The organism is Nitrospirota bacterium (assembly GCA_015233895.1).
Classification (GTDB): domain Bacteria; phylum Nitrospirota; class Thermodesulfovibrionia; order Thermodesulfovibrionales; family Magnetobacteriaceae; genus Magnetomonas.
Genome location: JADFXG010000013.1, coordinates 17,251 through 30,833, shown reverse-complemented (window position 1 = coordinate 30,833; position 13,583 = coordinate 17,251). Strand labels below are relative to the sequence as shown.

At 42.2% G+C, this 13,583-nt stretch carries 14 protein-coding genes; 6 read left to right on the top strand and 8 right to left on the bottom strand.

Going from position 1 to position 13,583, the window contains the following annotated elements; genetic code table 11:
* Positions 1-5 precede the first annotated feature (5 nt).
* The 6 genes from HQK88_10235 to HQK88_10210 all read right to left on the bottom strand — a co-directional run bounded on the left by HQK88_10235 (position 6) and on the right by HQK88_10210 (position 5,752).
* Positions 6-1,280 carry an ABC transporter ATP-binding protein gene (locus HQK88_10235; protein MBF0617176.1) on the bottom strand — a complete coding sequence of 425 codons (1,275 nt, stop codon included), beginning with the start codon at positions 1,278-1,280 and terminating at the stop codon, positions 6-8.
* Positions 1,280-2,107, bottom strand: coding sequence for an ABC transporter permease (locus HQK88_10230; protein ID MBF0617175.1), 828 nt, complete (start codon positions 2,105-2,107; stop codon positions 1,280-1,282). Before HQK88_10230 ends, HQK88_10235 begins: the two co-directional genes overlap by 1 nt.
* An 88-nt stretch (positions 2,108-2,195) precedes the next feature.
* The gene (gene moeB, locus HQK88_10225; protein ID MBF0617174.1) at positions 2,196-3,002 is read right to left on the bottom strand and encodes a molybdopterin-synthase adenylyltransferase MoeB; all 807 of its coding nucleotides are present in this window, start codon (positions 3,000-3,002) and stop codon (positions 2,196-2,198) included.
* A gap of 28 nt (positions 3,003-3,030) precedes the next feature.
* Positions 3,031-3,276, bottom strand: coding sequence for a sulfurtransferase TusA family protein (locus tag HQK88_10220; protein ID MBF0617173.1), 246 nt, complete (start codon positions 3,274-3,276; stop codon positions 3,031-3,033).
* Positions 3,277-3,293: 17 nt separating this feature from the next.
* Positions 3,294-4,583 (bottom strand): homoserine dehydrogenase, encoded by a 1,290-nt coding sequence (locus HQK88_10215; protein ID MBF0617172.1) that lies wholly within the window; start codon positions 4,581-4,583, stop codon positions 3,294-3,296.
* On the bottom strand, positions 4,580-5,752 hold the full coding sequence (locus HQK88_10210) for an aminotransferase class I/II-fold pyridoxal phosphate-dependent enzyme (protein ID MBF0617171.1): 1,173 nt from the start codon (positions 5,750-5,752) through the stop codon (positions 4,580-4,582). The genes HQK88_10215 and HQK88_10210 overlap by 4 nt, the downstream gene beginning before the upstream one ends.
* A 202-nt stretch (positions 5,753-5,954) precedes the next feature.
* Here HQK88_10210 and HQK88_10205 point away from each other — a divergent pair, with 202 nt between their 5' ends.
* From HQK88_10205 to HQK88_10180, 6 genes are all read left to right on the top strand, one after another.
* Positions 5,955-7,028: a type IV pilus twitching motility protein PilT gene (locus HQK88_10205; protein MBF0617170.1), complete on the top strand. Its 1,074-nt coding sequence runs from the start codon at positions 5,955-5,957 to the stop codon at positions 7,026-7,028.
* 29 nt (positions 7,029-7,057) lie between these two features.
* Positions 7,058-8,236 (top strand): PilT/PilU family type 4a pilus ATPase, encoded by a 1,179-nt coding sequence (locus HQK88_10200; GenBank protein MBF0617169.1) that lies wholly within the window; start codon positions 7,058-7,060, stop codon positions 8,234-8,236.
* A 35-nt stretch (positions 8,237-8,271) separates the two neighbouring features.
* Complete coding sequence (locus HQK88_10195) at positions 8,272-8,751, top strand: response regulator (protein ID MBF0617168.1); 480 nt, start codon at positions 8,272-8,274, stop codon at positions 8,749-8,751.
* Between the two features lie 34 nt (positions 8,752-8,785).
* Positions 8,786-9,883 carry an aminotransferase class I/II-fold pyridoxal phosphate-dependent enzyme gene (locus tag HQK88_10190; GenBank protein ID MBF0617167.1) on the top strand — a complete coding sequence of 366 codons (1,098 nt, stop codon included), beginning with the start codon at positions 8,786-8,788 and terminating at the stop codon, positions 9,881-9,883.
* A gap of 224 nt (positions 9,884-10,107) precedes the next feature.
* Positions 10,108-11,073 carry a zinc dependent phospholipase C family protein gene (locus HQK88_10185; GenBank protein ID MBF0617166.1) on the top strand — a complete coding sequence of 322 codons (966 nt, stop codon included), beginning with the start codon at positions 10,108-10,110 and terminating at the stop codon, positions 11,071-11,073.
* Positions 11,070-11,495, top strand: a complete 426-nt coding sequence (locus HQK88_10180; GenBank protein ID MBF0617165.1) for a hypothetical protein — start codon at positions 11,070-11,072, stop codon at positions 11,493-11,495. The genes HQK88_10185 and HQK88_10180 overlap by 4 nt, the downstream gene beginning before the upstream one ends.
* A 146-nt stretch (positions 11,496-11,641) precedes the next feature.
* Here HQK88_10180 and HQK88_10175 read toward each other — a convergent pair whose 3' ends face one another.
* Entirely contained in the window at positions 11,642-13,078 is a 1,437-nt protein-coding gene (locus HQK88_10175; GenBank protein ID MBF0617164.1) for a glycosyltransferase, read from the bottom strand.
* A 94-nt stretch (positions 13,079-13,172) separates the two neighbouring features.
* Positions 13,173-13,505 carry an HNH nuclease family protein gene (locus tag HQK88_10170; GenBank protein ID MBF0617163.1) on the bottom strand — a complete coding sequence of 111 codons (333 nt, stop codon included), beginning with the start codon at positions 13,503-13,505 and terminating at the stop codon, positions 13,173-13,175.
* Positions 13,506-13,583 lie beyond the last annotated feature (78 nt).

Genomic DNA, 13,583 nt, shown 5'->3' with positions numbered 1-13,583 from the left:
CTTAATTACTCACCTTGCCCTGGCGGTAAGCTCTGCCAACTCTGATTAATAAACATTGTAACATTGGAGGCATAAATGTTAAATCCAGTCTTGTATGGGTCACAGTCGGTTATATAAAAAGAGACGGCCTGCTGCCAAACATCCCATGGGTGCATTTGCCATATTTCAGTGTGTAGCGTAAAGAAGTATTTGCCTGTTGTTAGCGGCAGCGGCCCCAGGGTGCAGACAAAGTAGCGGTCAGTTTTTTTAAAGAAACAGTCATTGATTGGATTGGCGGTACCAAATGTTATCCTGTCACCGTATTCGCTGTGTAAGTCAAATCCGACGGTAAAATTCTCATAAGGAGCCTCTCCCTCTGCCCATATATGAAGCTCCAGGGTTTGACCTGTCTCAAATCTGTTACAAATATTACCATCCAAATCTCTTATCTGTACTTTTGAAAGGTAAAATGGGCTGTTTAGAGGTTTTCTTACCACCTCAGCCGGTGAGACATCAGAGCCGTAAAGAGCATTTTGTTCATATAATAAAGTGGTTTCGTTTGCCTCCCCGTCATTTACTATCCTGCCCTCAGACAGAATTATTACCCTTTGGCATATTTGCCTGACAGTAGGAATATCATGGCTTACATAAACTATTGTTCGTCCTGTTTCTGTGTTTATCTCTCTTATACGCTCCATACACTTTTTTCTGAAACTGATGTCTCCAACAGCCAGCACCTCATCAACAAGCAATATGTCTGTGTCCAAATGAGCTGCAACAGCAAAGGCCAGCCGCACGTACATCCCCGATGAGTATCTTTTAACCGGCGTATCGAGAAATTTTTCAACCCCTGCAAAGTCCACAATTCTATCGAAACTTGCCTTTATCTCACTTTTTTTCATACCAAGCACAGCGCCGTTTAGATAAATGTTTTCACGTCCGGTAAGTTCCTGGTGAAAGCCGGTTCCTACCTCTAAAAGACTGCCTACACGCCCTCTTAGTACCGCTCGCCCCTCTGTGGGCGCTGTTATCCGGCTTAGAATTTTAAGCAGCGTGCTTTTACCTGCACCATTTCGTCCAATTAAGCCTATTCTCTCCCCCTCGGCTATCTCAAGATTAATATCCTTAAGTGCCCATAACTCCTCCTGCGTGGTTCCTGAACTATTGAGTCTCAACAGTTTTTTGAAAACACCTTTTACCAACGCAGAGACAGACTCACGAAGGGTCTTATAAGTACCCACAAGTTTATGGCTTATCATGTAACTTTTACCGAGGTTTTCAACTAAAATTATTGGCGCCATCAGATTATATCTGCAAAAGTTGATTCGTTCTTATTAAAAAACCAGACACCTGTAAACAATATCAATAAGGTTATAAAAATTGCCAAATAGATTTCCATGGTATAGAGCTCTGCTGAGCTGCCAGATAAAACCCATCTGAAACCTTCAATTATACCAACCATCGGATTTAGTGAATAAAAAAGTTTCCACTTATCGGGCACAACTGTACTGGAAAACCCAACAGGGGTCACATAGAGTCCTATCTGCAAAACAAATGGTATAACATACCGAAAATCCCTGTACTTTACATTCAGCGCAGAGAGCCAGTAGCCAATTCCAAGGGACAGCATTGTCAACAGAAGTAAAAAAAAAGGCAGAAACACAATTCTCACATTAAACCAGATGTTGTAATATGACAGCATACCAACTAATAAAGCAAAGGATATAAAAAAATCTAATAAACTAACCATCACAGCAGATGTGGGTATGATTATTTTAGGGAAAAATACCTTTGAGACCATGTTTTCATTCAGGATAAGCGAGTTACTGCTTTCTGCTACGGTGTTAGAGAAAAACTGCCATGGAAGCATTGCTGTAAAGACCAGTACCGGGTATGGGATTCCGTGTGATGGCATCTTAGCCAGCTTACCAAAGATAAAGGTGAAAATTGCCATAGTTAAAACTGGTCTCATAACTGCCCATGCAACACCAAAGACGGTTTGTTTGTAGCGTACAAGAACATCCTTGATAGAAAGAAACACTAAAAGCTCACGGTAGTCATAAAGTTCACGAAAGAAGTGAGCAGCACCTCTTTCCGGCTCTATTGTTATCTGAAAGGATTTTTTCACGGCTGACAGCTTGCTGCTCTGGCAAAGACTCTACAATCAATATTAAAATACAGCATTTTCTCTAAATCAGGATTACGTCTCAGACCACCTATCCCTGGCAATAGTCCCCGCCATAGTTAGCTCCATCCATAGAGGTAATAGTGGGGTGTTTTCCGCAAACCTTACAGTCAGGGTTTCTGGGCACTTTAACTTTTCTGAAAGTTGTCTTAAGCGCATCATAAATAAGCAGTGATTCCTTTAACACATCCCCCTTACCGAGTATTATCTTAAGAACCTCCATAGCCTGAAGTCCGCCTATGATGCCCGGTAAAACTCCAAGCACTCCGGCCTCCTGACACGAGGGCACAAGGCCAGCCGGCGGCATCTCTTCAAACAAGCAGCGGTAACAGTGTCCAACCCCTGGGATTATAGTAGTCACCTGCCCTTCAAACCGTAAAATTGCAGCACTTGCCAGTGGTTTTCCCATAAGCACGCAAGCGTCGTTTATCAGGTATCTGGTAGGAAAGTTATCACTTCCGTCCACCACTATGTCGTAGCCCTCGATAAGCTCCATTATGTTTTCGGCTGTAATTCGTTGCTTTAATGCAATGAAATCAACATCCGGGTTGAGGGCTTCAAAAGTAGCACGAGCTGAGTCCACCTTCGGCATTCCAATGGTACGGGTGCTATGGGCTATCTGCCTTTGCAGATTGCTTAACTCCACGTAATCGTCATCAATCATCGCTATGGTACCGACTCCGGCGGCAGTTAAGAAAAATCCAACCGGACAGCCCAGTCCGCCAGCGCCTATTATGAAAACCTTTGCTTTGGCAATTTTAGCCTGCCCTTTTCCGCCTATCTCAGGCAGGATTATGTGCCGGCTGTATCGTAATATCTGTTCTTCAGTAAAATCCATTCCCTCTCCTTAAAACCTGTATCTGAAACTAATCGTTTTCTTTTCTTACGAGAATTATCCATTCTGTGGCGTTTATCTTCTCTACTCGTAGAACCTTATGCCCGTGGTCCTCCATAGACTTTGGGATGCTGTTTGACGCCTCCTGATAATCCAGCAGTATTTCCAGCACCTGACCGGGCTCCATGGACTCTATGGTGAGTTTTGATCTGACAAACGTGTAAGGGCATTTAAGCCCTCTTATATCTAATTTCTTATTTGGAATGATGTCATCCATTTGGCTCCCTGTGGGGATTATTCTTTTCCCTCTACACGTATGAATTTAGTCTTTGCTGAGACAATAGGTAATGTGTCTATTTCACTGATTGCGCCTGTGACATTACTTTCAACTGCCTTATGGGTCAGTACCACAAGAGGAACGGCCTCACCGGCACGGCGTTCTTTTTGAATCACTGCCGAGATACTGATGTTGTGCGCCCCCAGCACTCCGGATATTTTAGAAAGCACACCGGGTTTATCAAGTGCCGTAAAGCGGAAATAGTACATAGTTTCTATGTCTTTTATGTTTTTGATTTTAAATTTTTCACGCTCTGCCCCTATAACCTGTGTAAGCGGAGCGTTTGGGTTTTTGGCTATATCAATTATGTCGCTCACTACGGCACTGCCCGTAGGCATATCCCCGGCCCCGCGCCCGTAATACATAGTCTCTCCCACAGCATCTCCGGTTATATACACTGCGTTAAGAACATCGTCAACTTTTGAGATCATAAAACTATTTGGTATCATGGTTGGATGAACGCGGAGTTCTATTTCTGCTCCCCCAATTTTAGCTATGGCAAGCAACTTGATTTTATAACCCAACTCCGCAGCATACTGTATATCCTCAGGGGTAATAGCTGTGATTCCCTCTTTATAGATGCTGTCAAATGATAGCGGAATACCGTAAGACAGCGATGCTAAAAGTGTCAGCTTGTGTGCCGTATCAATACCTTCGATGTCAAAGGTCGGGTCTGCCTCAGCATAACCAAGGCGTTGAGCGTCAGACAGGGTTTTGGCAAACTCTGCCCCCTCTGTAGTCATCTTTGTCAGAATGTAGTTGGATGTTCCATTAATTATGCCATATATGGATTGTATGTGATTTGCGGCAAGCCCCTCCTTTAATACCTTTATAATGGGGATACCGCCAGCCACGGCTGCCTCAAAACCAACAATTCGCTTACAGTCGGCAGCAACCTGAAAGATGTCAGTTCCGTGGGTAGCAAGGAGCGCCTTATTAGCCGTAACCACATGTTTGCCGTTTTTCAGAGCATCAATGATGAATTTTTTAGCGGGATTTATGCCGCCAATAAGTTCAACCACAACGGATATTTCCGGGTCATTTATTATTTCATAGGCATCTCTGGTCAAAACACCGGCAGGTATATTAAACCCGCGGTCTCTTTCAATATCAAGGTCGGATATCTTTTTCAGCCGGATATCTATTCCGGAGCGTTTTTGGATTAAATCTGTATTGTTAAGCAGGATTTTAGCGGTGCCGCCACCCACTGTGCCAAGGCCGATAATACCAACATTAAAGGTTGTCATTTTGACAGGAACTTTTTAATTCCCTTTACAGCTTGTTTGATTCTCTGCTCGTTTTCGACAAGCGCAAAACGCACGTAATCGTCTCCGCCCTCACCAAAACCAATTCCCGGAGACACTGCCACTTTAGCCTCCATCATCATTAGTTTTGAAAATTCCAGTGAGCCAAGTTTCCTGAACTCCTCCGGTATCTGAGCCCAGACAAACATCGTAGCCTTAGGGGCCGGGATGTCCCAGCCGAGTCTTTTAAGCCCATCTATAAGAACATCTCTGCGCTTTTCGTAGGTTTTTGCAATTTTATCCACACAGTCCTGTTTGCCTCTTAGTGCCACAATGGAGGCTATCTGAATTGGCTGAAAGGTTCCATAGTCAAGATAACTTTTTATTTTCGTAAGGGCACCCACAATTTCCTTATTACCGGAACAAAACCCCATCCGCCATCCAGCCATAGAGTAACTCTTAGTCATAGAGAAAAACTCAACGCCAACGTCAAGCGCTCCCTTTACCTGCAGAAAGCTGGGCGCTTTGTAGCCGTCAAACACTAAATCGGCATAAGCCAGATCGTGTATAACGAGAAGTTTATTTTCCTTAGCAAAATCCACGACTTTCTCAAAGAAATCCAATCCGACGACTTCTGTTGTAGGGTTATGCGGAAAATTAATAATAAGTAGTTTAGGGCGGGGCCATGAGTTTTTGTAAGCATTTTCCATCTCTTCAAAAAAATCAATACCAGGGCCAATTGGAATGTTTCTGACCTGGCCCCCGGCAATTATAACGGCATACGGATGAATCGGATACGCCGGGGTTGGCGTAAGTGCAACATCCCCTGGCTCAATAACGGCCAGAGCAAGATGGCTCAGCCCTTCTTTTGAGCCGATTGTAACAACGGTGTGAAGGTCCGGCTCAAGATACACTCCATATCTTCTTTCATACCACTCACAAATAGCCATTCTCAGCTGGGTTATACCACGAGAGGCCGAATACCTGTGGTTTTTAGGGTTTTTAACAGACTCTCTGAGTTTACTGACTATATGGTCAGGGGTTGGAAGGTCAGGGTTTCCCATGCCGAGGTCAATTATGTCCTCACCGCGCCGCCTTGCCTCTGACTTCAGGCTGTTTACAATAGCAAACACGTACGGTGGCAGGCGTTTTATCCTCTTAAACTCAAACATCTGTATATTATACAAAAAATAAAAAATTAAATCTATATCTTTAATTATCTATAAAAACATTTTTTTAGTGAAATCATTAAGCCATACTCGTTAAGAGCATACAATGCCAAACGTTTTTTTGACAAACTCATGAAACGTTTGATAAAATCATAAGCGGGTGAGGCAAACACAAATTTGAAGACTTTTTACGCTGGAGGTCTAAATGGCAAAAATAGATGCCTTTTTTAAACTTATGAATGAACAGGGAGCATCGGACTTGCATATGGTGGCAGGTTCTCAGCCAATATTGCGTATCCGCGGGGAGATGGAGCGTATTAAGTACAAAGAGCTTGACAATGACGAGCTTAAGGCTATGCTTTATGAGATAGCCCCTGAGGAGAAAGTTAAACTCTACGAGGAAACAGGCGATGTGGACTTTGCTTATGAAATCCCTAAGCTTGGCAGATTCAGGTCTAATTTCTTCAAGCAAAAATGGGGTGTCGGCGCAGTGTTCAGACAAATTCCGGAAAAAATCGCCACAGTTGATGAACTTGGGTTGCCGCCGGTGTGTAAGAAGTTTGCAATGCTTAACAAGGGGCTTGTGCTTGTTACAGGGCCAACCGGAAGCGGTAAATCAACAACCCTTGCCGCAATTGTTGATTATGCTAATAAAAACAGAAAAGACCATATTCTAACCATAGAGGACCCTGTAGAGTTTGTGCATAAAAGTGCAAGCTGTATAGTTAACCACCGTGAGGTGGGGCCGGATACCAGATCATTTGGGGCAGCCCTGAGAGGTGCCCTTCGTGAGGACCCTGACATAATACTGGTTGGTGAAATGAGAGACCTTGAAACAATACAACTGGCATTAGAGGCAGCCTCAACCGGCCATCTTGTCTTTGGCACCCTGCACACACAAAGTGCCACTAAAACTGTTGACAGAGTAATAGACGTATTTCCTGCTAACCAGCAGGCTCAGATTCGCACCACCCTGTCTGAGGCCCTAAAGGGTGTTGTTGCCCAAAACCTGTTTAAACGGATAGATAAAAAGGGACGCTGCGCTGCACTTGAAATTCTGGTTATAACCTATGCCGCTGCAAACCTTATACGAGAAGCTAAGACTCCGCAGCTTGCGTCTGTTATGCAGACCGGTAAGAAGCTTGGCATGGTTACTCTTGATGACGCCATCCTTGATCTGCTTAATAAGGGGTGGATAGCTGCCGAGGATGCCTATGATAAATCAATGGACAAAAAACGGTTTATTCCATTTTTGAAGGAACCGCCGCCGGAATTCTAAATAAAACTTAAGAATGAGGTGATATAATTATGAGAAGAGCTGAGGTTGACTTTATACTTTCAGGGATGTTAGAGAGCGTTGGTAACGTATCTGACCTTAACTTTACCGTTGGCAAACCTCTTCAGGTGGAATCCTCCGGTGTGCTCCTTCCGGTACATCTTGAAGAGATGCCAATAGAGGAACTGACCCCGTTTCAGACTGAAATTTTCGCCATGAATCTGATTAATGCTGACAGGCGGCTTACAGAAAATCTCCTTAAACACGGCTCCTGCGATCTGTCTTATTCCCTTCCCGGCAAGGCCAGATTCAGGGTAAATATTTTTTCCCAAAGAGGCAGCTATTCGATTGTTTTAAGAAAACTTGAGTCAAGAATCCCTACGCTTGCCGATTTAAAAGTGCCCAAGGTGTTAGGGCAGATAGCGGAGGAAAAAAACGGGCTTGTACTCATTACCGGCGCCACCGGAAGCGGTAAATCATCAACTCTTGCTGCCGTGTTAAATATAATTAATGAAAACAAACAGGTACATGTCCTTACGCTTGAGGACCCGGTTGAGTTTGTTCATCCGCACAAGAAAGCCACATTTAACCAACGGGAAATGGGTTCGGATTTTGATACATTTTCTAATGGACTGAGGGCTGCTCTCAGACAGGCTCCAAAGGTCATACTGGTTGGAGAGATGAGAGACAGAGAGACTGTGGAAATTGGTATGACTGCCGCTGAAACCGGCCACCTTGTGCTTTCCACCCTGCATACGATAGACGCTGGGCAAACAATAAACAGGATTATAGGTATGTTTGATAAAGAGGAGGAGGTTTTAGTCAGGAACCGTCTCTCAGACACAGTCCGATGGATAGTAAGCCAGCGGCTGCTGCCAAAAGTGGGCGGAGGCAGGGTTGCAGCCATTGAAATTATGAAAACAAACCTACGTGTAAAGGACACCCTCGTTAACGGTGAGTCCGATGGTAAAACCTTCTACGAAATCATAGATGCCGGTGAGACTTACGGCATGCAGACATTTGACAAGTCCATCGTAAATCTCTTCAGGGTTGGATTGATAACTGAGGAAACGGCGATGGCTTACGCCTCACGTAAGGCTCTTGTAGGCCGCGGCATAGATACGGTAAAGAGCACCAGAGGCGAAAAAACCACAGATATAGAGAATCTGTCATTGGACAGAGAGTATGCCCGCAAGGCTAAGACTAAATAGCATTCCACCTCAGCGGAAATAGAAAGGAGAGACATGTGGCACAACAAAACTACAGAGGAATGGATTTTGAGCAATACACGGAGGGGTTTAAGGACTCACTCGTGTGTGATGATAATCAGAGTAACCTTAAGATCATAAGTGAGACCCTCAGAGACTTGAAATACAATGTGGCCATATCGCCTGACTTAGAGAATGCCTTTGACCGCATCAGGTATAACCAGTTTGATGTGCTGGTTCTTAATGAGACTTTTGGAGGCGGAGACCCGGAAAAGAATGAGCTGCTTGAAACATTTCAAACTATGCCCGTCAATAACAGAAGACGGATATTTCTTGCCCTTATAGGAAATAACTATAAAACACTTGACAGTATGCCGGCCTATATTAAAAGCGTAAATGTGGTCATAAACGTTAATGACCTGCCAAATTTAAAGGTAATTCTCAGTAAGGCAATATCCGAAAATGACCAGTTTTACAAGGTGTTTAAGGGTATAGTTGCTGAGTTGGGTAAGACATGATAACAATACTTGTTATGATTATTTTGAGATTATAATGTCAAACACATCATCACATCTTCATGGCGGAGATATTTACTCTTTGGCTGAATCATTAAACATACCGCAGAGGAAGATAATTGATTTCAGCTCCTCCCCTAACCCGTGTGGTGTCTCTAAAAAGGTAAAAGCAGAGGTTCGCAAATTTCTGAAATTTCTGAATAATTACCCCGATACGGAGTGTAGAAGGTTGACACAGGTACTCTCTGAGCGTTACAGAGTCAACACGGAAAACATTCTCTGTGGTAACGGCAGCACCGAGTTGATATACTTAATAGTACGGGCATTAAAACCTCAAAAGGCACTCATTGTCTCACCCACATTTAGCGAATATGAACGAGCACTTTCAATGTATGGCGTCAGTGATATCTCCTTTTTCCCGCTTAACGAGACTGATAATTTCAAACTTGATGCACAAACATTTATAGAAACGTTAAAAGGACACGATATAGCGTTTCTCTGTAACCCAAACACTCCAACAGCTGGATTTATAAGCAAAGAGGATATGTTAAAGATTGCCGCGGCTGCACATGCCTTTGGCTGTTATCTGATAGTGGATGAGGCGTTTATGGATTTTTTATATTCTCACAGTAAAAACCCTGACAGCTTTAGCATGACAGGCGAGATCTTAAACAATCCACTTCTTATAGTCTTAAAGTCATACACTAAGTTTTATGCTCTGTGCGGCCTTAGAATTGGCGCAGTGTTTTTGGACGCACGGCTTACAAACCTCTTAAAAACATATAAAGAACCATGGACAGTTAACACACTCTCTCAGCGGGCTTTAGTAACAGCGCTTAAAGACAATGTCTATGAGCGGGACACATTTTCTTTGCTTAAGACTGAAAAAGCATTCTTTGAAAAATCATTAAATAAAAATGAAATTCAATATTTTCCTTCAATGGTTAATTATTATCTGATTAAAGATACACGGGCGGCACATATTTATGATAAGCTCAGAAGCCGCGGCATATTGTTAAGGAGCTGTGCTAACTACAGAGGATTAAACGAACAGTTCTTAAGAATATCGGTAAAAACCCACAGGGAAAACTCTTTACTTTTTAAAAACTTATCTAAAAATTTAAGTATTTACTAAATTTACTCCAGCTTTCTTCTATAGTGTCTGATTCAGAAGTATAACTAAGCCAAAAAAGTTAGGGACAGAATGTGACTTAAGGCATTTGCAAAAATATTATATGTATAATAATAACTTTACTAATATATATGTTATATATAGCATGTTGTATTGTATAATAGCCAAGTTAACAATCCAGAAATTTTTGAAGATGTTAAATTGCAATAATTAGGGAGGAGAAGGCCATGCCAGCAACATTTACACATTGTTTAATAGCCCAGGGAGCAACTGATTTAATCAGGAAACAGCATCCTTATTCCGGCAAGATTGCGATGTACAACCAGTTTGCAAGAATAGGAGCTGCAGGTCCCGATTACCCTTACCTTACAGATATTATTAATGGGATGTTGGGAGGACACAATTGGGCAAACAGGATGCATTATGAGAACACAAGCAAAATTATTGAGTTGGGGGCTGACAAGCTTTTAAAAATGAACAAGGATGATAATAACTTTGCTATTTGCCTGTCCTGGTTATGCGGATATGTCAGCCATGTTATTGTAGACTCGTTTCTTCATCCTGTGGTCAACTCCGTTGTCGGAGGGATTTATCTGTTTACTCATGAAAACCACAGGCATTGTGAAATGATCTGGGATGTCCATATATTCAAAAATAGAACAGGTGATGAAATCCGGGATGCCAATCCAAGAAACGGGTTTGGATACCTGAACACTCTTGAAGATTGCTCTGACCCAAATGACCCCAATCATCTTCACCCTGCCATTAGTCAGTTCTGGACAGAGCTTTTACAGGAAGCACATCCCAATGCGACGGCTTATTTTGATAGCATTGACCCTGATACATGGCATGAGAATTATTTGAAGCGTGTCAATTTTATAACCGATCCAAATCCTATATTCAGGCATGTATGGGGTTTTAAAGACTTTGAATATAAGTATTCTTCGGAAATTTCAGAAGAAGACACTGATAAGTACATAAAAAACGTGAAACTGCCAGATGGCAGAACCGTTACTTTTGATACCGTGTTTGATGAAACTCTGCGTATGGTTGCTGATATATGGATAAAGCTTTTTAAAACCATTGATGCCGCTACAACAAAGAGTATGGGGGAATACCTCAAGGACTGGAATCTCGACACAGGTGTGAATGAGGACAAAATTGACCTTTGGTCTAAAGGAGGATCAAATTGAAGAAACTTCTTACGGTACTTTTAGGAATTGTATTATTTGGATGCGTAGAGGTTAGAGTTGAAAAATACACACCTGTGCAAGAGGACTTGACATCTTTGACACAAAAAGTAGAGGGATACTATAGCGGTAAGATTCCAAATAATTTCAGTGAAGTCGAATATAAAAGGGCACTTCAGGAACTATGCCCCACCTGCACAAGCGTTGCTAACATATTGAATAACTATAAACTCAAGGCAAGAATCGTTAATTATGACGTTATTACTGTGATGCTTTGTGATAAGCAAAGTAATAATAAAGTTATGGAGGATTTTAGTTGCAATAATAATATGGTTGAAGTCCGGACGTGGGAGAAAGAGAAACCCGAATCCTGTGAGTTTGAAACTGATTGGAAAGCTGTAATTGATACCTACTGTAAACAATAGAAATCATGTCAGACTATGGACTGGAGTAGTAGTCAGCAAGTGTAAGAGTAATGTAAGAGAATAAAGAAGGGTAAGTTAAAAAATTCCCTTAATTGGAAAATACCCCTTTTCCATTTTGAGGATTTTGCAATGGTTTCAACCTGGTATTATTTGAATTTCAACTTATTAACGGCAAACATCGTCATCTTAAGTAGCAGCCAGCCGTGTGAAAATCTTGAGATATTAGTCTGTCCGTACTCTCTGGCCCTGTATGTGATAGGAATTTCAATAATTTTTAAGTTTAACTTGGCTGAGCCAAATATGAGATCATAATCGCCAAACGGGTCAAAGTCGCCAAAGAAGTGCCTGTTTGCCTGAATACTCAGGTAGTTTTCTCTTGATAAAACCTTTGTGCCGCACAGTGTGTCTTTGAGGCGCTGACCTAAAATCCACGTAAACATTATTGAGAAAAACTTATTTCCAAGCATGTTTAAAAACCTCATTGACTCCTTTTCAAGAGGATACACAAGGCGTGTGCCGTTTATAAATTCTCCCTTTCCAGTGGCAACAGCCTCGTAAAACTTAGGGAGTTCCTCAGGAGGCACAGTGAGGTCGGCATCCAGTATCATGAGAATATCACAGGTTGCCATAGCAAACCCCTTTCTTACGGCATCCCCTTTGCCTTTACCGTCCTGCACTGCGTATTTGATATCGCATTTATCCCCGTAAAGTGTGCAAACGCGTCTTATCTCATCCAGCGTACCATCAGTAGAGTGCCCCTCAACAAAAATAATTTCCGTATGTCTGCCAAGTTTTGGAGTTCGTTTTACTGCGTTTTCAATGTTTCCCCGTTCGTTTCTTGCAGGTATTACAACGCTTACAGTAGGTTCAGGTTTTGTGTCATCTGCTCTGTGTGCCTTCTTTGCTATTATGTAACCAGTCAGACACAGAGAGTTAAAAAACGGAAGATGAGCAATAAATTCGTTTATAAATGGAGATATAAATGATATATTCTTAGGAAATAAGAATCTTCTGCCGGTTTTCACTACTTCAAAATCCTCAAGATACAAAAGTTGGCTGACATCCTCCGCATCAAGCCAATTCAACTGCTGCCTCGGCATTTTAAGTCTCAGAGTTTCAGCGATGCTTAGTATAGGATGCCAGAGAGAACAGTTATATGTTATAACCACTCGTGTGTGTTCATTAGCAAGGTGTTTCATGTGTTTAAAGACCTGCTGGATGTCTTCAAAAAGACCGATTGTATCTGAAATAACTATGTAGTCAAAGGGTTGATCGTCAAGGTCAAGGTCCTCGGCATCTATTTTGAAAAACCTCAGAGAGGGATACTTTAGCTTAGCTATCTGAACCATCTTTGGAGAAAAATCAATACCAACTCCGTAGGAGGGCTCAAGAGCGGCAAGGACATGTCCTGTGCCTGAGCCAATCTCAAGAACTCTTTTACCGGCAGGAATGGTAAACTTTAAAAACCCAGTCAGATCGTCATAGTAGTACTTGTTCTTATTTATATAATAATCGCGTTTCTCTGCTACCGAGTTATAGTACTCCATAACCCTCTGCTTTTTGTTAGTCATACCAAGCTGCATTCTATCGTCTAACTTTGTTGACCTGCGTCAAAAGCTCCTCCTCGACTGCTGAGGTTTTAATAAATGGCAGAGAACTCTCACAGAATTATAAGCTTCACTTTCCTGACAGATAGTCACCTAAAACCCCCCTGCTGTGTTCGTCATCGTGACAGTATGCGCACAGATTTTCCCAGTTAGAACCATCGGCAGGATTGTTATCATGGTTTCCGTCCTTATGGTGGACCGTAAGAAGGGATTTATTTTTTTCATTAAATTCAGTACCGCATTTTGCACATATCAGTCCGTGGATTTTAAGTGATAAATCTCTGTAATCAGCTTGATTTTTAGCACTCTGTCCCTTCAGCTCTTTTATTATATCTCCGACCGGCCTGCTGTCAGCCGGCTTCTTAACAGTCCTTCTTATGGTAAAACCACGGTCTTTTCTCATATTTCCGGCAATCCTTTAAATCTCATTTCTTGTACCTATATATTACTTTAACATCATATAAATGATTAGTCAAGAAGC